Origin of the sequence: Paenibacillus gansuensis, assembly GCF_042684925.1 — a bacterium.
Lineage (GTDB): Bacteria > Bacillota > Bacilli > Paenibacillales > DY6 > Paenibacillus_N > Paenibacillus_N gansuensis.
Map to the genome: position 1 here is coordinate 67,413 of NZ_JBHUME010000007.1, position 20,695 is coordinate 88,107.

Genomic DNA, 20,695 nt, shown 5'->3' on the forward strand with positions numbered 1-20,695 from the left:
GCTGCGGTTCCTGAACCGCGGCTGTTCTTTCTGCCGTTATTTATATCCTATCCCTTCATAGTAAAAGCCCAGTTCCGTCATCCGTCCTGCATCCAGGAAATTTCTCCCGTCAAACAGATTAGGCCGGCTCATCCGGTCTTTCAAACGGGTCCAATCCAAATCGCGGAACATCGGCCATTCCGTACATAAGAGCACCGCGTCCGCCCCGTCCAGAACCTCCTCCGGACTAGTGCTGAACGCAACGGAGGACACCTTTAGTTCTGCAGGAAGCTGAGCTACAGGATCGCATATCCGCACTTCAGCTTCTTCCTGAAGCAGGGTTTGGATGATTCGGACCGCAGGAGCCTCCCGGATATCGTCCGTGTCCGGTTTAAACGCCAGGCCGAACAAAGCGATTTTCTTGTGTGCGAGCGTCCCTAAACGGTTTCGCACTTTATCCAGCAGATACAGATACTGAGTCTGATTCACATCTACAACGTGCTGAAGCACCTGCAATCGCACATTCAGTTCTTGCGCTGTAAGCAGCAGGGCAGCTACATCTTTAGGAAAACAGGAACCCCCGTAGCCGATGCCGGCTTGCAGAAACTTCGGGCCGATGCGTGAATCCAGCCCCATGCCCAATGCGACTTCCTTAATGTTCACTTCGAGCGGGTCGCAAAGCCGCGCCAGCTCGTTTACGAAAGAGATTTTCGCCGCCAGAAAGGCATTGGACGCATACTTGATCAACTCGGCGGTTCTGGGAGAAGTGACGATGACAGGGCAGTTTATGGATGCATACAGTTGCTGAAGGAGCCCGGACGCATGATCGCTGTCCGCACCGATGACAATGCGTTCCGGATGAAGGGCATCTTCCAACGCCTTGCCTTCCCGCAGAAATTCCGGATTCGACGCAACATCGTAAGGGTGCGGGTGCACCTGCGCTTCCCTGACCCAGTCCGTTACCCGCTCTTGCGTACCTACAGGAACCGTGCTTTTATTTACGATCAGCTTATATCCGTTCATATGTTCTCCGATATCTTCAGCAACCTGCTGTACGTACCGGAGATCCGCGCTGCCGTCCGGACGGGAAGGCGTCCCCACACAAATGAAGATTACATCGTTGTCCCGGATCGCCTTGGCTTTATCGGTTGTAAATTGAAGCCGGCCGCTGCCTGTGTGCTTGATCAGCATCTCATCTAGACCTGGTTCATAAAAGTAAAGCAAGCCTTGGCGAAGATTCTCAATCTTACGAAGTTCGGTATCAAGGCCTGTCACTTTCCAGCCCATTTCCGCAAAGACAAGTGCGGTTGTGGTACCCACATAGCCTGTGCCAATAATTAAAATGTTCAACTTCCATCTCCCCTAACCCGTTTTGTAACCTATACCAAACTATGAAGGGCAGCCTCATTTGGTATGGACAAAGCATCTGATGAATTCGCCGTTCCTTACGAAAGGGACCGAGTCATATGCTATGAAGAGTCTTGTAAATGAGAAGAAGGGGATGCGAGATTTGAAAATCGTCCAGATATCTACGAATTCCCTGCCCGTTCCTCCTATCGATTACGGCGGAACCCAGCGGGATGTCTATTATTTAACGGAAGAACTTGTCCGGCGGGGACATGAAGTCATTCTTTTTGCCAAAAAAGGGTCCAACACCCGGGCTACGGAAACCTACGAATACCCATCCTCAGACAAAAGGGAGCAGCTGGAATTTATCATGCGCCATCTCCCCAAGGATACGGATATCATTCACGATCATTACGGCATTGTAGCGAAAGCTAACCCGCCGATTCCCACGATCCGAAACTCACACTCCAAAACCGTGGAAGGCGTCCAAATTCCGGTATATGTCAGTGAAACGATTCTGAAAACATACGGAAGCAACAAAGGGTATTACGTATATAACGGAATCAGGCTCAGCGACTATAAATTCAGCAGGAAGAAGAAAGACTATCTTCTCTTTGTAGGCAGGGTTTCCAGGATGAAAGGAGTTCATCTTGCCATCGAGGTAGCCAAAAAAACAGGCAAGAAGCTGCTGATCGCCGGAACTCTGAATGACAATGCCAACTATATCGAGTATTTCAATACGGAAATCAAGCCGCAGCTGAACGATCAAATCCGTTATGTAGGCCCTGTTGGCGGAGACAAAAAACAAGAGCTGCTGTCCAACGCAAGCTGTGTGCTGTTCCCTTCCACATGGGATGAACCGTTTGGCCTGGTCCTCATCGAGGCATTAGCCTGCGGTACGCCGGTGCTTGGTTTCAAGTATGCAGGGGCGGTTCCCGAGGTGTTAGGAGGGCTTCCTCAGCTCCTTTGTAAAGATGCGGACGAGATGGCCGAGAAGGTACTGTCAAGGAAGAACTTCCCTACCGCACGCGAATGCCGCAGATATGTGAGGCACCATTACTCCGACAAAATCATGGCGGATAACTTTCTGAAACTCTACAAAAGAATAATCCGGAAAAAGGAATATAAGCTTATATCGAACTCCAAATGGAATAAGATCACGGCGAAACGGTCCTGGAAGAGGAGGTAACGCATGTGATTTCGATCATAGCCTGTACGATGAGATCGTCTCAAATGGAGAACCTGTTTCAAAATTACGAAAGACAGGATTGGAAAAATAAGGAAATGATTGTTATTCTTAACAGGGATGATATGAGTCTTTCCACTTGGAGAGACAGGGCTAAACGTTCCACGAATGTCAGGGTGTATAAGCTCCCCGAGCAATATGTACTCGGCAAATGTTTAAATTGGGCGATCAGGAAGGCAAGAGGAAGCGCCATCGCCAAATTTGACGACGACGACTACTATGCCCCCCAGTATGTACGGGAATCCATCTATGCGTTAAGGAGCAGGAAGGCACCGATCGTAGGAAAGCATACCTGTTTTGTATATTTTGAAGAGAGCAATGCCCTTATGGAATATCGGGGCGGTAAGGAGAACGCGTTATTGCGGAAAGTAAAAGGCGGCACGCTTATTTTCAAGAAAAAAGTGTGGAACAAAGTAAAATTCGCCGAGGACCGGGTAGCCGGCAGCGATGCACGATGGCTGGCTGACTGTTGCAGAACAGGCTTCAAGGTCTACTCTGTGTCCAAAATGAACTATGTCTGCATCCGCAGAAGGGATATAAGTACGCATACGCAGAAGAAACCTACCAGTGCCTACATGGCCAGCTGTAAATTCCTTCGCCATACCCGCGATTACGTCCCCCACATAACCAAGAAAATTGAATAGAACTGCGTCTGGAACAGGCAGCCTTGACCGGCTGCTTTTTTTCATTAACCATTGCTGCCAGTGCGACATATGGTATACATAGACGGAGTTAGGCAGGCCGACGGCAAGGGAGAGGAGCGGATCATTCCGTGGAACAGCAAGTAACCTCCATCATTGGGCATTTAGCAAAATCCCATATGGAAATGGCTAAAATTATCGAATCGAAAAGGCATATCATTGTTCAGATGGCGTCCATTATGGATGAGATTCCGGATTACCCTTCGTTTTGCGAGCTGCAGCAGATGACACAAAGTTCTGTTCTGGTTGTAGACAGCGTGACAAGCTATTTGAACAGCATCGCGGACCTGGAGGAAGCGATCGCAGAGAATTTGACATCGGTTATGCAGGAGTTGAGCACCGACAGCGAGGAAGAATAACATCCGGTCCGGCAGCCGGGAGGATAGGAGGAGCGTAGGTTATGGATAGAAATCAATCGTTTTTGCAAATGCTGGAGGCGGTGTCCTCGATTCAATATAATATTTCCCTGATCCTGGAGGCCAAAGCCCGCGAGGCCGAAAAAACAAAGAAATGGATCTGCAACCACCTGCTCTCTACAAGCTATACGGAGCATACAGAGCAGTTGTCAGCACCGTTGAAGTTCCATGCAAAGATGACGGAAAGCATCGACGGCTTAGCAAAACTGGAAAACAGCCTTGCCCGGAACCTAAAGGTGGTCCTGAACAAAAACCAGGGGTCCTCCGACTTTGGAGACTTTGGGGGCGGCGGATCGGGCTTGGAAGGATTGTTCGATTCCGGCAATGAAAGCTGATGGATCTTGTGAGAAAGCAGGATGAGCTGAAGATTGATATCCTTGAGTCCTTGGCCCGAAGCCAGAAAGCACTTGCGAAGATCATAGAGAACATGGCTGAACAAACGGAACATGCTCATGGTTTATCGGAGAATCTGGCGGAGAACATGCAGGCCCTTAGCAAGTATCAACTCAGCTTAGCCAGTAAGATGTCAGGCATTACAGTCCACTCCAAAAGATACGGATTACCAGGCAGACCTTGGCTGCATCGGCGGCTCACCGTTACCGTCCGGAAATAGATGAAACGCAATCATTAGGGAAATTAGAAACCCGCAGGCTCGGAAAGAGTCTGCGGGCAGTTTTGTTTCCGGCTGTCATGTAAGCCCTCACCACCAAAAATATTTTACATAATATGGAATTATCACGTTGCAGAATATCGATCGAAGCGAACACAACAAAATGGACCGCATCCGTACATCCAAAAAAGACGGATCTGCGGCGAACCGGGGTGAGCATAGGATGATGGTCCGTTCATTAAGCAGCTACAAAGATATTATTAGTTTGGGTTCCAGCTGTCAGACTGCATATCAACTTAGAAGACTGCAGCTTCGAACCTTTGCAGGACCGGTAGATTGGAATATTACCCAGTCCGCGGCGGGGCTGATCCGGCTTTTGGAGCAAAGGTTTCAGCATTTCATGGATCCCGGACAGGTGCAAATGATAGGCAGGGCCCAATTACACTACGTAATTCGGGATACGGCATACCAGGTGGATTCTTATCATGATTTCCCTTTTACGGTGCCTGACCATTTGTGGAACCAGAATTACGGACAGTACAAAGCCAAAGTGGACCGGCGGGTTCAGCGATTCCTGCACACACTGCAATCAAGTTCGTCACTACTGCTGGTAAGAACGGCAACAACGAAGGAACAGGGCGAGGCCATTCAGAAAGCACTGCACCCGATGATCAAGACAGCCAATTATCTATTGCTTCTAGTGAACGATCACGAGGATCAAGGACGGCAGGATGTCATTTACAACCGATGGGGAAATCAACATCTTCACGAAGCAATCCTGCCAAAAGGGGCGGACTGGAGAGGGGAAGACAGGGCTTGGACGCAACTGTTTTTTGGATAATATTTACCATAATTTGGCTATCGTACATTCCAATCGCCGAAACATGAATATGATATCAGGAAGCTTCTAAAGGAGGGGGTTTCTATGTAAGGGTCTGCTAGAAAGGTCACGATTCCTACAATAAATGAATTACAAATTGACTAGGAGGTAGACACAATGGCAGAAGTAGTAGTGTTAAGAGCTAAATATCTTAACAAAAAGGTAAGAGTCAGATATGTCAGCGGGAATTTTGAAGGCCTGGATTTAGACCGGCTGCGGGTAGGAAATATAGCAAAAGCTGCGCAATATTTGATTAACGAGCAGAATTTCACAATCCTCTCAGATGATTCCGATGAAAAAGGGATCACCATGGTATTTATCCGCAATGCTCCGCCGACGGCAGAGAATCCGTTGATTCCTGTGCTGCAGGAGCGTTTGAATACGACCATTACCGTCCTGACAGATGCGGGAGAAGTCAGCGGCACACTGACGTTAGTCGGAACCGACGTTATTCAAATTACAGAGCCGGGAGGCACTGTTGTTCTGATTCCTTTGTCTCAAGTAAACGGCATTGTCTAATAGACTGTGATAGGGAGGTATCTTCATGAGTTTTGAACAACTGCTGGCCACATATATCGGCCGTACGATAGAAGTGTTCTTAGGGGAAGAATTCTATACTGGTGTGCTGGTATCCGTAGGAAACGGCGTATTTGTAGTCAATATTTCCGACACTTATCAGCCTCAAACGGCTACTCTTCAATTAGCCAGTGTCGTATATATCCGCGTATTAGTGTAACCAGAACTTCATGTCCGAGGGGGCGTATGCTCCCCTTTCCCTGCTTTACTCTTTGATTCTGGTATTCATCCACGATTTCCACAATTCGTAGAGAGACTTGTCGGCCTGGGAGATGCTGGTTAATCTCATTCTCTGATGGTATAAAGCTTTGGGGATACAAGTTACATAGTAAGATACCGAGATTCTCATCACGATCTCCAAATCCTCATAAAGCCTGCCAAGAGAGGGATCATCCAGGCACCAGCCTTTCAGCTGCAGCAAGGCCTGTTTCCTGTAAAACCGCGGAATAGGGGGAACTGCGCGGTCCATCAGCAGGTCTCTATGAAATTGCTCTCCTGTTACGATGACTTTCTTATAGGTTACTTCCCCTGTGCTTCGCTCTGTCCACCTGTGGAAATGGCTGTGCCAAAGCGCTGTCCGCGGATCAGAGACTGAAGCTGCCTGCAGCATCGTTTCCAGGCAGTCGGGTGCGAGCCAATCATCTGCGTCCAATTCAAGAATCCAATCACCTCTTGCTTCTTTTAAAGCAAGATTCAGGCTGCGGGATTTTCCAAGGTTGGCGCGGTTCTCAAGGATCCGGATCCGGGGATCCCGCTGAAACGGGATCAGTTGCATTGCCGTGTGGTCCGTAGAGCCGTCATTTACAATGATCAGCTCCCATGCAGGGAGGGTCTGGGCAAGTACGCTTCGAATGGCCCACGGCACATACCGGCCATCGTTATAAGTACACAAAACGACACTGATGCCCGGCTGCGTGGCGGTCCTGGGAATAGCCTGCGGGCGGGTGATAATAGGCTGGATATACTCTATTTCTTTCTCAGGTTTTCTCCAGCGGGGGATGCGGGCCTTATCTATTCTCCAGTTAGGGGAATATACGGTACGGCCTTTCCACCCCAGAGACCCTGCTTGAATTTGCATGTCAGCAAGCACGAATGTTTCAAAAGGCAAGTGGGCAAGGTCCGGGAAACCGTTTACAAGTCCGCCTTGAAGGCAATTCCGATGCCATAGTACCGGAGCCGGCTGCATAGGCTGCTCCGAAGAGGCAAAGGTAACCCAACCTTCCTCTTCCGGATGAAGTTCGGTACAGGCCCGCTTCATATCCCTCAGGAAGTCCGGTTCCAGTATGGTTCCGTCCGTAAGAGTCAGAAACAGGGAAGATGCGCTTTTGGCGATAATATCATTCATATACGATGCCATGGGGCTTGAGACTGTATGAACATGGGAACCGGGGAGCACTTGCCGGATATGGGAGGCTGTCAGCCCGGACGATCCCTTCCCTGCGGCAGGGAGTATAAATACAAGCATACGCAAGCTCTCACTTTTCTTAAGCAGATCTTACTTAATCATATGTTGCATCTTTCCGAATGGTGAGAAGAACAAAAGCCCAATCCGCGACATAATGTGGTGCATGACCGGTTAGGGAGGATTTGTTCCATGGCTATCATTATTTATCCGCCGACAATAGACTGGGCTTGGATGAAGCAGAGGCCCCAGCAGTTAATGAAGCATTTTGCCCGTTGCGGACACACCGTCTATTACTGCAATAAAAATGCAAAAGACGTTCCTGAGGAAGAAGCGGAGCCCAACTTATATATTGTTCATGACCACGATAAGTGGATTCTTCATGATTGGCCTTCTCTGCGCAAAAGCAAGAAAGGCGAGCAGGTGATCGTCTGGTGTTCTTTTCCTAAATTGGCCGATTCCTTGGGCATCTATGGCGCCGACCGGATTATTTACGACTGTGTCGACGAGTTTGCCGAATGGATGCCTTACGAGCGGGAGATGGTCCGGGTTGCCCAAGGGGTGACCTGCACTTCGGAAAGGCTTTACCAGCGGCTGTCCCGCCTTTATCCCCGCAAACCGCTCGAGCTTGTCCGAAACGCTTATGACCCTGACATGGGGCTGCACCTGCCTGGGATCCGGTCGCTCCCGAGACCGGTTGATCTCCCGGAGGGCCCCGTTGTCGGATATATCGGAGCTTGGGCGCCTTGGGTTGACCAGCTGCTTGTCCTGGGACTGCCGAAATATGTAAAGGGAGCACAGGTTGCCGTCATCGGGCCAGAGTTCGGAAGCAAGTATATTCAGAACCGGAAGGATATTCATTTCCTGGGCCTGAAACGCCATGAGCAGCTTTCCGCTTATTTAGCCCATCTGTCCGTATGTATCATCCCTTTCCGGATCAATCCGATCACGCTGTCGACGAACCCGGTAAAGGCATATGAATATTTGGCTGCAGGCAAGCCGGTTATTTCGACCAATTTGCCGGAATGCCGCTTACTGCAGCCTTACGTGGATGTTACTCATACCAGATCGGCATTTTCCGAACTTGCAGCGGAAAGAATCAGCGATCCAGGTCCCGCTTCCGAACGGACTCAATACGCATTAACTCAGACGTGGCAGCATAGGGTGAAGCAAATCGAGGCTTTTCTAACCCGGTTAGCCTAACATGGATTTGATGCTCAACTTCAAGTGCTGCAGCTCGGCCTCTCCCTGGCTTTCTTTGGCGCGAATGAGAGGGGCTGCTGCAGCCATGTCCTGCATCCCTTTAGTAAGGAGCATAGTTACTTTTTCGAGAATTGCTTCATAGGACGTGTCGTAATCCGCCATGTAGTTCTCCAGATGAAAAGCTTCCAGAAGGCTTTTCACTTTTCCCATTTTACTCAGACAGAGTACGGGTATGCCTTTTCGCAACGCGACCAGGGCGGGATGGAGCTTGAAGGAAATTAAATAGTCCACGCATTGGATGTAATTGTAAGTAAGATTCAGATCCTCGGTGGGACCGGTAACTGTAACCGCTGCAAGGGGCTCGGCTGTCAATATTCGTTCCTGCAGCCTCAAGCAAACATCCCGGTCGGCGTAAGGGTTGGCGGGATTTAACACGACAGGGATGAGAACGACGTGGAAGCCGCCCGTCGCCAGTTCCGTGAGGACACCGGCCATGTTTTGAAACGGAAATTCTGCATAAGAGAAGCAGCATACACCGACAACAGGCTTGCCAGGGAACGTGATCGGGTTGATTGGCTCTTTGTACCCGAACACGATATCCGGTACGACTTTTACCATGGAATGGAACCCGTACTTGCGGGCGATGTCGGCTGACCATAGGTCCCGCACATACAGTCCTTTCGTTCTTTGCAGGCGTTCCTTATATTTCTCAACCTCTTCCGCCGGCCAGGTGCTTTCCGGATAGCTGTCGACCATGCCAACGCCGTAGACCCAGGTTGGCAAACCGGCGAGCTGTTCGGGGAAGTAATGGTTGTTGAAATGATAAGGCGTGATCAAATCCCCTCCGCCGATAATGACGGCATCCGCCTCAATGGATGCAGGCCCGGTAAAGGGAAACACCGTGTCCTCCGTAAAAATTTGCTGCAGTGTTTTCAAAAATAACTCGTCTCCGAAATTTCCGAAACCGTAATACCCGCATACACATATTTTCATAGTTGAACTCCCCCGTTCTATTTGTCGATGATCGTTAACCGGGCGCCATGAACGGCCAGCAGCTGCGGATGCCTTGACGTAAAATGAAACGAAGGCATGGCCCCTTGCCGGAAATAGGAGGTGAGTTCCAGGGTTATCGTTTCCGTGAGGCTGTCGCAGCGGCGTACGGAAGCGACATTGGTGCTCACAGGCTTGTTCTGAAAGGTTAAGGACCGCAAATTCCAATCTGAATATAAAATACCTACGTCTACCCAGGCATCATCTGTACCCGGACCGTTGCTCGCCAGATTGAATTCCAGAAAAACTTTGGATGATGATAAGACCGGATGGGTAGTTAGGGGTTTGAAATAGCACTGGTATTCTGCTGTAGACATAAAACCGATGAGCGAGGGGTCCTTCTCCAGGTTCAGGTTAGCGTAGTAAGAATTAACGGTGCAATGCCCGAGCGGGATGGAACGCGTTTTGTGCCCTTTGGTCATCCCGTCAAGAATTCCTGTAGTCCAGGCAGGAGTAATTTGCGGATCGTGATCCTTCAGCATGTTGTGAATTTGATCGAACCGCTGCTCCCAGTCAGAGGATTTGGCAAACTCCGAGAGCCGGGTGCTTTCTTTCTTGGAAACGGACAAATTCTGCCGGATCAGCTCGATAAACTCAGAGTCAGATTCAGCGACGTGAACGTAAGGACGGAGTTTTCGGACCTCAGGCAAATCCGTTGAGATGACGGGTTTCCCGGCAGCCATGTATTCATATACCTTGATGGGGTTTGTGCTGGCTGTGATCCGGTTGAGACGGAAAGGGATAATGCAAACATCCAGGTAAGACAGAATACGGGGGAGTTCCGTATAATCCCGGTACCCAAGATAATGCACGTTCTCTCCCATATCGGGCAAATCCTCCCGAAGCTGTGGGCCCACGATAATAAACTGGGAGTCCGGCAAAGAGGCGGCTGCCTTACGCAGCAGCTCCTCATCCACCCAAGGCGCCCAAGCTCCGATATAGCCGATTTTTCCGCCGGGCGCTGCCGGAACGGAAGCTAAGTGTTCCGTTGTCATCGAGAGAGCACCGGCAAAGAAATCCCAGTCGCACCCGTTTCGGACGAGATGGATCGGTTTGTGCGGCACCAGTTTGTGCATCTTCTCCATGAGCGGCTCAGCTGTGCAAACGATGAGATCCGCCGAATCAACCCATTGGATCTCATCCTGCTCCCAATCGGGAAAATCATCCACGCAGTCGTAAACGACGGTATCGGCATGAAAGCGGGATGCTTTTGGAAGCATTTTGCTCCAGGAGGTCCAGTACAATTTTTTGGTATTCTGCAACTTGGGGAACATGTATTTCATAAAGTATTCGGTGTGATTGATTACATAAAGCCGATCCGATATTTTCTGGACAACCTGGTCGCCGGAGTTTTGTTTATTGAAATATAAAACGGGGAATCCGTGTTTAGCAAACATACTCATGAGATGTTGAGGTCGTTGTTTCATATAGGCCCAATCAATCGTAGGCGGATAAATGACGATAGCCAGTGTAAAAACCTCACCTTCAATCTAAATTGCTTTACAAGATCTATTTATAGTAATGGTCGAACGGAGGTTTGGTTATAGACGAGTATATAGGTTCCCAGATAAATGTAAAAAAACGGCGTTTGTCTCCATATATTGGAAAAATATTTTGCGCCAAGCTCTCTGCTTGTTTACCAGCTTAAACCCGGATTTCCCCGCATAAAGTAGAAGTACACTTAAGATCGCCGGGGTGATAGCGGATGGAACGTGCAGCAAGACCGGACAATAGATCAGCGCCGCTTCTTCACAAGTTCGGGCACTCGTTCACGGGGTATTACCGGCTTTTGGCCGGAATTAGAGAGGCTGTTTATGCTAAGGCGGGTGCCGCGGAATATTACGACGGGCTGGCCGAGCTTGCGCCCGGAAGCGTTACTCAAGCCATGCTCAGGCGAATGAGGGAAGAGGAGCGGGCACATCTTCTCCAGCTTCAAGAGCTGTACACGGAAATGAAAGGGAAAGCGCTGAAGCTTCCGGAAGCGCTTCCGAGGCCGGAACAGTTTCACACGGGTTTAAAGGAAGCCTTCGTGCGGGAAGCGGAAGGTTTCCGGATGCTGCGCAAGCTGGTCAGGCAGGTGCCGGACCCTGCGGCGAAAGAACTGCTTCACCGGATGCTGCTGGATGAATTGCTTCATGCTTCGGAACTTGCCTTTATCCGGTTTTGAGAGGAAAGGCAGTCGTTGACGAGGGTAGGCAAGGAGGATATATTTAACCGTAAGGAGGGATGTCCCTATGGCAAAAGATAAGCCGTCCAAGAAGTCCAAGAAGGAAGCCTTACGTGAAGAACCGTCTGCAAGCAGGGAGCCGGAAGGGGAGGAGTCAGCTCTTCATCCGGGTGATGTGAAGCTGGTAAACCGGCTCAAGCGGGTGGAGGGCCAGGTTCGGGGAATCCGGACTATGGTTGAGGAAGAGAGGCCGGCAGAAGAGATTCTGGTGCAATTGTCCGCCATCAAGTCCGCTATCAATAAGGCCGGCCTGACCCTGCTGGAAAGGCACACAGAAGCCGCTGTAAAGGAAGCTGCTGTAAAAGGGACATCCGAGAAAACGGTAAAACAGTTGAACAGCATCCTAGCCCAGTGGCTGAAATGAAAAATAGAACCCGCTTACTCCCTTAGGGGAGCGAGCGGGTTCCATTTCATTAGCGCGCCGGCCTGCACGAGGCCGCCGCCGAAGCCGTAAAGCAGCAGGGTCTGGCCTGCGGCGAGACGGCCGTCTTTCACGGCAGCATCCAGCGACAGCGGGATGGTGGCCGAGGAGGTGTTGCCGCTGTACTCGAGGGAGTACAGCGTTTTCGCGAGCGGTACGCCGCTCCGCTCGCAGATCGATTCGATCATGCGCAGGTTGGCGCTGTGCGGCGCGAACCAGTCGATGTCGGCCAGCGTGAGGCCGGCAGATGCTGCCAGCTCCGCCATGCCGTTCGGTACCGTGGATACCGCCCACTTGTACACCTCGCGGCCGTTTTGCACGAAGCAGCCGTTCCCCTCCAGTTCGACCCCGTCCATCGCCGCAGCCAGGCCGGCGCGGTACACGTGCTTGCCCCCGCTGCCGTCCGAGTCGGCGTTGAAGGCAAGGAAGCTGGCTTCCGGCCCGCGCTCCACAAGCACCGCGCCGGCCCCGTCCCCGAACAAGATGCACGTGGTGCGGTCGGTATAATCCGTAATCTTCGATAACGTATCTCCAGCCGCTACAAGCACCTTGCGGTACATGCCCGAGGCCACCAGCGCGTTCGCGAGCTGCAGGCCGTACACGAACCCGGCGCACGTGGCGTTCACGTCCACCGCGCCCGCTTTGGCGATGCCCAGCGCGTGCTGCAGCCGCGCCGAAACGCCGGGAAACGGATAGTCGGGCGTAGCGGTGCAGGCGATGATGTAATCCACATCCGCCACCTCTACGGCATACCGCCCGACCATATCCCTGACAGCCGCAGCGCATAAATCACTCGTAAACTCATCAGGCCGCGCAATGCGCCGTTCCCGGATCCCGGTGCGCTGCACAATCCACTCGTCCGTTGTCTCGACCAATGCCTCCAGGTCGGCGTTGGTCAGCACCTTCTCCGGACGGTACGTTCCGATGGCAGTGATGTTCGCGTGATACATAGTTGCTGCTGTTGCTGGCCGGGCTTCGTTTGGCATGGGGATCGCTCCTTTTTATAAGTGAAGTTTAATATTAGTACTTTGTATTAGTATCTGGTACTAATTTATAGTATAGGAGGGCACATGTCAAGGGGCAAGTGGTGTCAGAATTGTTGAGAAGATTTGCAGAGTTTGAGATAGTAAACGGTCAGATATACAGAGAATATACATAACTTTGTATATTTATTCAATAAATCTGAGGCAGTCGGTTAGTTTAGATTATAAGTAGGCTTTGGTTAACGGGGCACGATAGCATTCCTGTAGAGCGTTAATTACGAGCTTTGCATAAAAAAGAGCGCCTCGGTACGATGGAAGTACTCAACGGGTCATAGTAAGAACGATAGTCAAAAAAAGGAGACTTGGATGCTGCCAAGAATATAAAAGGGCAGGTTGAGAAGCTTTTGTATTGTGAAAAAATATAAATAATACCAATTAAGAATAAAATAACCATATATTGGAGAAAGGGAACAACACTGAAGATGATTCACAAGTCGTAGAAAATGGTTAATAATAAATTTAATGTGCTTATTTCCTTCATGGCGCAACTGGAAACACACACCACGATAGAATTTGGGGGTCACTCATGCATCGCGTTAACTTAGACCAGAATTCCTTCAATGCACAGGTATTTGAATATGCTTCATTTGGCATCGCGCTCATTGCACCAGATGGATTGTTTTTAACCATTAACCCTGCCATGGAGCGGATATTTGGATATACAAAAGAAGAATTTGAGGGAAAGCGATTCGGATGTTTCTCCTATCCGAATGAGCCACTCACAAACATAGACGATCTCAAAAAAATGATGGGTGAAAGCAAAACAGAATTGCAGTTGGAAAAACGCTTTTACAGAAAAGATGGTAAGGTGGTATGGACACTTCTTACCATCAGGTTATTTCCAGATGAAGCAGGAAACCCTCTGTATTACATCGCCCAAATCATCGATATCTCACATCAGAAGGATTCCGAACAGCGGCTGCAAGAATCTGTAGAACGCTATACTTCGCTTAAGAAATATAACCACGATGCCGTGGTTTCTTTTGATTTAGAGGGCAGAGTGATCAATGCAAACTCAATGGCTGAGAAACTGACTGGATACGACATCAATAAAGAACTAATCGGTATGGAACTTGCCAACCTTATCGGACAGTCTAATGTGGACCGTATTTTGGAAGATGCTCTTCATGACAATTCGGTAGAGCGAGGCATAGACACTCTTGTTACAAAAGAGGGTGATACTGTAGAAGTACTCACAAGTATCGCACCAATCTTTGTAAACCGGCAAAACATTGGTTTTTATCTCATCTGCAAAGACATTTCAGAACAAAAGCAGCTGGTACTGGCAAAGGAAATGGCGGAAGCCACTAACAAAGCCAAGAGCGAATTTCTGGCTATGGTGAGCCATGAAATCCGGACGCCGATGAATGGTGTAATTGGCATGACAGACCTTTTATCAGATGCAGATTTAGATGAAGAGTATAAAGTGTATTTAGAAATCATCCGCAAAAGCGGGGAAACCCTTCTTGCCATTATCAATGATATTCTTGACCTTGCAAAGATAGAGTCAGGAAGAAGTGAGTTGAAAGAAGAACTATTTGATCTGAGGAATTGTATTAAGGACAGCATTTCGGTCGTGTCCGCCCAGGCAGACGAAAAGAACCTGGAGCTTTCCTATTCGATCAATCATGATTTGCCGGATTACATTTACGGAGATGCCGATCGGCTAAAACAGGTGCTTATCAATCTGCTGGGCAATGCGGTAAAATTTACACCGAGTGGGAAGGTAACCATATCTACTAAGAAAATAAAAGGGGAGCAACCGTACCTTAAGTTTACGATAAAGGATACAGGCATTGGAATTCCACCGCAGCGGCTTGAAGAAATTTTTGAACCATTTTCTCAAATTGACAGCTTTATGACGCGTAAACATGAGGGAACCGGTTTAGGCCTTTCTATAAGCAGACGTATTGTAGAGTTGATGGGTGGAGAGATCCATGCTGAAAGCGACGGTAAAAATGGCGCCTCCTTTCATTTCACAATTCGGCTAAACGAAAAAGTAGCAGATCAGGTAGAAGAACCCGGGGAATTTCTATACGAAGCTTTAGAACAAGCCAGCATTCTGATTGCTGAGGATAACCCAATCAACACCCTAGTGCTTAAAAAAATGCTTGAAAAGATGGGTCACAAGGTTTCTGTGGCGGTAAACGGCAAAGAAGTGATTGAAATGGCGCTAAAAGAACACTTTGATTTAATTTTTATGGACATCCATATGCCCATTATTAATGGTCTGGAAGCGACAAGGATCATCAAAGAAAAGTTGGAACCCGGAAACTGCCCCAGAATTGTGGCTGTAACTGCTAACGCTTTGAAAGGTGACCGTGAGAAATGCATGGAAGCAGGAATGCATGACTACGTCAGCAAGCCAGTAAAACGGGAAGACTTAAATAAAATTCTGAGACAGTATAAAAATTTGTAAAGTGAATTCTAAACAGAATGACCGAAGAATTCACAGAATAACCATTGCCTAGAGCAATGGTTTTTTATTTTGTATATTGCATAAAGAAAATAAAGTTAGTACTTAGATTAAGATAAGGCCGTTTTTAAGCACTACATGCTACCCGTGGCCCCCGTATCAGCAATCATCTGTGGATATCCATGATATATATACAGAGAATATACATGGGTTTTCTTTGACGCTTACCGTGGATTGGCAGATATATAATAAAAGACACAAATGTGACTTGGGTTAATTAGGGATGTATGAGTTGTCCCTGTTCTAAAAATATATAATGATTAATTGTTAAAGTGTGGGGTATAGGGGGCTACAGAAGAAGCACTGTACGTTAACCTGATTTTCTGGAAATAGTTTTTGTCTAGCCAATAGACGGCTATTTGTCCATGCCTAATGAAGACAACTCACGTACACTGAACATCATATGGGGAGGTGTCGTTGTTGAGTTGTCCGGATAAACAGAAACAGTGTAAAAAGAAAACAATAATTGTTTGTCCATCAAAGAGAGAAAGAAAACGGCGCTTTCGAGGTACTACAATGGTGCGAGAAACATGCCCCAATGAACGAACAGGATCTCATAAATCAACAGATCAGCATAGGGATAAAAAGAAACGGTGTAAAAAGAAATCAGTAATTGTTTGCCCATCAAAGGGCAAACAAAAGAAACGCTGTATTCGAGTTATTAAAAGAATAGTGCGGGTAACCTCACCTACAGGTCCAACAGGTCAAAAGTTACTTCAAGGACTTGGGGGAGCCATCGCAGAGGTAGGAACTCAAGGACTTGCAGCTGCACTTGGACCCCAAGGACTTGAAGTCCTTGCAGGAGCAATTGGCGCACTCGGCCAAGAAAGACTCGCTAGAGCTCTTGGACCGCAAGGAGGTGCAGGGCTTGCAGGAGCAATCGGCGCACTTGGCCCAGAAGGACTGGCTGGAGCTCTTGGACCCCTAGGAGTTGCTGGACTTATAGGAGCAATAGGCCCGCTTGGTCCCGAAGGAATTGCGGGAGCCTTGGGACCTCAAGGAATAGCAGGGCTTGCAGGAGCAATTGGCGCAGCAGGGCCTTCAGGAGTTCCAGGATCAGCTGGACCGCAAGGGCCATCAGGAGTTCCAGGACCAGCAGGATTACGGTAATAGACGAAGAGACTAATACAACCTCTATAGTCAGCATTGCAGATGTGCATGCAGTCCTCTTTGCACCTGGTCCTGAAATCGAGTTAGATACTCCTATGGATTTCCCGGGCGAATGTGATTGTCGTGAAAGACCTCTTAGAGAGGTATTTGATACTCTTATTAATACAACAGTTAATTTTCGGAGTAATACTGGCTCAATGGCGGAAAATTTTAACGTAGAAAGAACGGGACTTGGAATTGTTTATGGACAATTGGATTTAGGAGGAGGTTCATTAGTAGATGCTGCTATTTCAATATGCCAAATTACACAGGTGAATCCATAATAGACACTAATACCACTAAAATAAAATCGAGTTTAGTTTATTGTATTATGATGACTATTCCCCTCTCTAAGGTTTGTTCAGCCTAGTGCTTCTAGAGCTTTTCATGCTCTTTTTCTAAAAGTCCTTTCATGACATTTTAGAACGAGAGTGCTATCAACGTAAGCGTTAAAGAGCCCTCAACATGTTTAAAGGCCTTTCAAGGAAAAGGAAACAGCAGCTTCCCTGTACGACAGGAGAGCTGCTGTTCTTGTGTAAGTAAACCTATGGATGACCTTATTTAGCATACTGCGCTATAACTTGGTTGAACCGGTCGCGCTCATCATAAAAAGGTGCATGACCGCTGTATTCAAATGGAATCAGGACCGAGCCGCGAATCAAGCGTTGCGTTTCCTGAGCTTGGGAGAACGGTATCACCTTATCATGGATACCATGAACAAGCACAGTAGGAAGATCCACTTTCGGCAGGTCATCGTACAGATTTTCGTCCCGTAATGTTCTGGCAATGGCAATGGTAGAATATCCAGCGGCTTCTAATCCCAAATCGAAAAACCATTCTTGAAGCGGCTGAGAAGCGTATTGAAAAAAGAAAGCGTCAGGCAGGGTGCTCAGGTATCTAGGGCGGTCATTCATAATCATGTTGATCGCATCATTGGCTGTCTCCTGCGTAAAGGCCGTGGGTGAGGCGGCACTTGCCAGAATCATGTTGGAAACCCCGTAGTTCCTATAACGGGTAGAATAGCGGATGCTTATGGCGCTTCCTGTGGAATGTCCGATAAGAGTCACATTTTGCAGCTTCAAAGCTTGGAAAATCGCATATACGTCGTCGGACAGCCTGTTGAAGGAGTAACCTGTGTAAGGCTTGTCGGACTTACCGTAACCCCTCCAATCCATTGCTATGACCCGGTACCCCATGCCTGGCAGAACGTTATACTGATATTCAAACTGCTTGTGATTCAAGGGCCATCCATGGATAAAAAATAACGTTTTCCTGCCGCGGGGATTGATATCCTCCACATAAACTTTAACGCCTGCTTCCACCCGTTACGTAATACCCCATTGTTACACCTCTTCGTCGTTTATTGGATTCATACCTGAATTATATGAGCCCGCAAGCAGGAACAAGACGTTTAAGTTACGGCAGATTCTCAGTCGATGGAACAGCAATTCGAAGGATCGATACTAACAATACCGGGGCTTTTTTGCATGAAACCCGGCTTGGGGGAAACATTGCCAAAATCTAATAAAATAATGGGAATAAAAACCTCCTTTCAAATGGAATCTATAACTAGTCCATTCCAGAAAGGAGCTCCACCTAATGAACATCAGAACCATGCTTCGATTCCCGTTGATCATGTCGATTATCTTGCTTATTTCTTTTACATTATCGGCATGCGGCGGCACCAACGATGCAAAGAAAGGCAATGAATCGCAAGGCGCCGGCAAAGAACAGGGCGTCAAGACACAGTCAGCGAATCAACCCAATAAGGTAACAAAGGCAAGCAACAATGAATCTGTCATAAGTGAACAACCAACAAAAAACGCAGATATCCGTAAAATTCAAGTTCATTTTCCGGATGCAGCTCTAGCCGACCTGCGTCAACGGATCCTTGCAACAAGGTGGCCGGATAAGGAGACCGTATCCGACCAATCTCAGGGCGTACCGCTTGAAACCATTCAAAGAGTTGCGAAATATTGGGCCAATAATTACGATTGGCGCAAAGTGGAAGCAAGGCTGAACTCCTTGCCGCAATACATGATGAATATCGACGGGTTGGATATTCACTATATTCAAGTAAAATCGAAACACCCCAATGCAATGCCGCTCCTGATTATGCATGGATGGCCGGGATCGATCATCGAACAGCTGAAGCTGATCGATCCGCTGACGAATCCTACCGCCTACGGCGGGAAGGCATCCGATGCGTTTGACGTCGTGATTCCATCTATGCCCGGATATGGATTCTCGGAGAAACCGGCAACGACCGGCTGGGGCCCCGAGCACATAGCAAAAACCTGGGCGAAGCTGATGAATCGGCTAGGCTATTCAAAATATGTGGCACAGGGCGGGGACTGGGGAGCGTTGATCGCCGATATGATGGCGGTGCAGAAGGCGCCGGGACTCATCGGGATTCACACTAATATGCCTGGCGTAGTTCCGAAGGATATTGATATTGCAGTCCAGTCCCAAACGAAAAATCCGATCCCTTCGGGGCTATCATCAGAGGAAAGGCGGACTGTTAAGCAGCTGAGGTTTTTCTATAAACACAGCGGCTACGCCTTCTTGATGGGAACGCGGCCACAGACGTTAACCGCTTTAGAGGATTCCCCTGTTGGATTGGCAGCCTTTATGATCGACCATGATGCAAAGAGCCTTGAATTGATTTCGAGGGCTTTTGCCGGAAAACGAACAGGTTTAACCAGAGATGATGTCCTCGACAATATCACGCTCTTCTGGTTGACGAAAACAGCAGTATCCGCGTCTCGTTTGTATTGGGAAGCAAAGGAAAAGAACATTTCCTTCTTCGCCGTTAAGGGAGTTCAGCTTCCAACAGGCGTCAGCGTATTTCCAGACGAGATGTATGAAGCGCCGAAAAGCTGGTCACAAAAGGCGTATCCGAAACTTATACATTACAATAAGCTTCCAAAAGGCGGGCACTTCGCGGCATGGGAGCAGCCAAGATATTTGGCGGAAGAAATTCGCGCGACCTTCAGGACGCTGCGTTAAAGAGGATGGCGGTTGCTTCGGCAGCCGCCTTTATTTATGCCTCCAGGGTACCGTCGAATGAGCCTTGCCTCAGAACAACATCGGGAAGAGGTCGCCTTTTCTTGATTGCAATGGAGTGTAGTTAAATCTTTTTGAAGGCAGAAATGAGGAAATGGTTACTATATAGAATAAGCAATATTTGGGGGTGGGAAGTGCATGATCCGCTTTGAGCAAGTAACGAAAAAGTATTCTGAGCAATCGCCCGCTGTACGATGAGTAACCTTGACTATTGAAAAAGGGGAGTTTTTTGTACTGATCGGTCCCAGCGGATCGGGGAAGACCACCCTGCTCAAAATGATCAACCGGCTGATCGAGCCGACTTCGGGTACGATCTTCCTGCATGACAAGCCCGTTCACGAGTATAACCTCCACGAGCTGAGATGGAATATCGGGTACGTCCTCCAATCCATCGCTTTGTTTCCACATATGACTGTTGAGGAGAATATTTCAATTGTGCCGGAGCTTCTCGGCTGGAATAGGAAGGAAATTCGTGCAAGGGTAAGCGAACTTCTCGCGATGGTTGGGTTGGATCCTTCCGTTTTCAGAAACCGAAGGCCAGCTGAGCTGTCTGGCGGACAGCAGCAGCGAATAGGCGTTGTCAGGGCATTGGCAGCAAATCCCGAAATTATCCTTATGGACGAGCCATTCAGCGCATTGGATCCGCTCACAAGAGAGCAGCTTCAGCAGGATATGAAGGAATTGCAGAAAAGCATCTCCAAAACGATCGTATTCGTGACGCACGACATGAAAGAAGCCGTCAAGCTTGGAGACCGGATCTGTTTGCTTCAGGAAGGCAACATCGTTCAAGTCGGCCCCGCAGAGGAGTTAATCCAAAGCCCGGCAACGGAGTTTGTCCGGCATTTTGTCGGTTCCGCTTTGGGAACGGGATCGGACGATTCGGACAGGGGGGATATCCGTTGA

At 48.6% G+C, this 20,695-nt stretch carries 18 protein-coding genes and 2 pseudogenes; 14 read left to right on the forward strand and 6 right to left on the reverse strand.

Annotation, left to right across the window (positions count from 1 at the left end):
* Positions 1–36: 36 nt before the first annotated feature.
* Positions 37–1,329 carry a UDP-glucose dehydrogenase family protein gene (locus ACFSUF_RS08095; RefSeq protein WP_377601904.1) on the reverse strand — a complete coding sequence of 431 codons (1,293 nt, stop codon included), beginning with the start codon at positions 1,327–1,329 and terminating at the stop codon, positions 37–39.
* A gap of 151 nt (positions 1,330–1,480) precedes the next feature.
* Here ACFSUF_RS08095 and ACFSUF_RS08100 point away from each other — a divergent pair, with 151 nt between their 5' ends.
* From ACFSUF_RS08100 to ACFSUF_RS08135, 8 genes are all read left to right on the forward strand, one after another.
* Positions 1,481–2,515 (forward strand): glycosyltransferase family 4 protein, encoded by a 1,035-nt coding sequence (locus ACFSUF_RS08100; protein ID WP_377603129.1) that lies wholly within the window; start codon positions 1,481–1,483, stop codon positions 2,513–2,515.
* 5 nt (positions 2,516–2,520) lie between these two features.
* Positions 2,521–3,216: a glycosyltransferase family 2 protein gene (locus tag ACFSUF_RS08105; RefSeq protein WP_377601905.1), complete on the forward strand. Its 696-nt coding sequence runs from the start codon at positions 2,521–2,523 to the stop codon at positions 3,214–3,216.
* A gap of 128 nt (positions 3,217–3,344) precedes the next feature.
* Positions 3,345–3,632 carry a nucleoside-diphosphate sugar epimerase gene (locus tag ACFSUF_RS08110; RefSeq protein WP_377601906.1) on the forward strand — a complete coding sequence of 96 codons (288 nt, stop codon included), beginning with the start codon at positions 3,345–3,347 and terminating at the stop codon, positions 3,630–3,632.
* A gap of 41 nt (positions 3,633–3,673) precedes the next feature.
* The gene (locus ACFSUF_RS08115) at positions 3,674–4,024 is read left to right on the forward strand and encodes a restriction endonuclease subunit S (protein WP_377601907.1); all 351 of its coding nucleotides are present in this window, start codon (positions 3,674–3,676) and stop codon (positions 4,022–4,024) included.
* Positions 4,025–4,032: 8 nt separating this feature from the next.
* Positions 4,033–4,302 (forward strand): hypothetical protein, encoded by a 270-nt coding sequence (locus tag ACFSUF_RS08120; protein ID WP_377601909.1) that lies wholly within the window; start codon positions 4,033–4,035, stop codon positions 4,300–4,302.
* 127 nt (positions 4,303–4,429) lie between these two features.
* Entirely contained in the window at positions 4,430–5,140 is a 711-nt protein-coding gene (locus tag ACFSUF_RS08125; protein ID WP_377601912.1) for a DUF1796 family putative cysteine peptidase, read from the forward strand.
* Positions 5,141–5,296: 156 nt separating this feature from the next.
* Positions 5,297–5,698, forward strand: coding sequence for a hypothetical protein (locus tag ACFSUF_RS08130; RefSeq protein ID WP_377601914.1), 402 nt, complete (start codon positions 5,297–5,299; stop codon positions 5,696–5,698).
* A gap of 25 nt (positions 5,699–5,723) precedes the next feature.
* Positions 5,724–5,915, forward strand: a complete 192-nt coding sequence (locus ACFSUF_RS08135) for a hypothetical protein (RefSeq protein WP_377601915.1) — start codon at positions 5,724–5,726, stop codon at positions 5,913–5,915.
* Between the two features lie 45 nt (positions 5,916–5,960).
* Here the strand turns inward: ACFSUF_RS08135 and ACFSUF_RS08140 are convergent, their stop codons facing one another.
* Positions 5,961–7,220, reverse strand: coding sequence for a glycosyltransferase family 2 protein (locus tag ACFSUF_RS08140; RefSeq protein ID WP_377601917.1), 1,260 nt, complete (start codon positions 7,218–7,220; stop codon positions 5,961–5,963).
* Between the two features lie 129 nt (positions 7,221–7,349).
* Between ACFSUF_RS08140 and ACFSUF_RS08145 the strand changes: the two genes are divergently transcribed.
* Positions 7,350–8,360 carry a glycosyltransferase gene (locus ACFSUF_RS08145; protein WP_377601919.1) on the forward strand — a complete coding sequence of 337 codons (1,011 nt, stop codon included), beginning with the start codon at positions 7,350–7,352 and terminating at the stop codon, positions 8,358–8,360.
* Here ACFSUF_RS08145 and ACFSUF_RS08150 read toward each other — a convergent pair.
* Both ACFSUF_RS08150 and ACFSUF_RS08155 read right to left on the reverse strand, forming a co-directional pair.
* The gene (locus ACFSUF_RS08150) at positions 8,352–9,353 is read right to left on the reverse strand and encodes a polysaccharide pyruvyl transferase family protein (RefSeq protein WP_377601920.1); all 1,002 of its coding nucleotides are present in this window, start codon (positions 9,351–9,353) and stop codon (positions 8,352–8,354) included. The genes ACFSUF_RS08145 and ACFSUF_RS08150 overlap by 9 nt on opposite strands.
* A 17-nt stretch (positions 9,354–9,370) precedes the next feature.
* Positions 9,371–10,630: a glycosyltransferase gene (locus tag ACFSUF_RS08155; protein WP_377601922.1), complete on the reverse strand. Its 1,260-nt coding sequence runs from the start codon at positions 10,628–10,630 to the stop codon at positions 9,371–9,373.
* Positions 10,631–11,115: 485 nt separating this feature from the next.
* On the opposite strand from ACFSUF_RS08155, the gene ACFSUF_RS08160 reads away from it, so the two are divergent.
* The gene (locus ACFSUF_RS08160) at positions 11,116–11,577 is read left to right on the forward strand and encodes a hypothetical protein (protein ID WP_377601924.1); all 462 of its coding nucleotides are present in this window, start codon (positions 11,116–11,118) and stop codon (positions 11,575–11,577) included.
* Positions 11,578–11,644: 67 nt separating this feature from the next.
* Complete coding sequence (locus ACFSUF_RS08165; protein ID WP_377601926.1) at positions 11,645–12,001, forward strand: metal-sensitive transcriptional regulator; 357 nt, start codon at positions 11,645–11,647, stop codon at positions 11,999–12,001.
* Positions 12,002–12,015: 14 nt separating this feature from the next.
* On the opposite strand, the gene ACFSUF_RS08170 is transcribed toward ACFSUF_RS08165, so the two are convergent.
* On the reverse strand, positions 12,016–13,044 hold the full coding sequence (locus tag ACFSUF_RS08170; protein ID WP_377601927.1) for a ketoacyl-ACP synthase III: 1,029 nt from the start codon (positions 13,042–13,044) through the stop codon (positions 12,016–12,018).
* A gap of 583 nt (positions 13,045–13,627) precedes the next feature.
* On the opposite strand from ACFSUF_RS08170, the gene ACFSUF_RS08175 reads away from it, so the two are divergent.
* Positions 13,628–15,520, forward strand: a complete 1,893-nt coding sequence (locus tag ACFSUF_RS08175; RefSeq protein ID WP_377601929.1) for a PAS domain S-box protein — start codon at positions 13,628–13,630, stop codon at positions 15,518–15,520.
* A 1,763-nt stretch (positions 15,521–17,283) separates the two neighbouring features.
* Here ACFSUF_RS08175 and ACFSUF_RS08180 read toward each other — a convergent pair.
* Positions 17,284–18,067 (reverse strand): annotated as a pseudogene (locus ACFSUF_RS08180) (alpha/beta fold hydrolase).
* A gap of 258 nt (positions 18,068–18,325) precedes the next feature.
* Between ACFSUF_RS08180 and ACFSUF_RS08185 the strand changes: the two are divergent.
* Entirely contained in the window at positions 18,326–19,735 is a 1,410-nt protein-coding gene (locus ACFSUF_RS08185) for an epoxide hydrolase family protein (RefSeq protein ID WP_377601931.1), read from the forward strand.
* A 195-nt stretch (positions 19,736–19,930) separates the two neighbouring features.
* Positions 19,931–20,650, forward strand: a pseudogene (locus tag ACFSUF_RS08190) (ABC transporter ATP-binding protein); the annotation flags it as partial.
* Between the last annotated feature and the right edge of the window lie 45 nt (positions 20,651–20,695).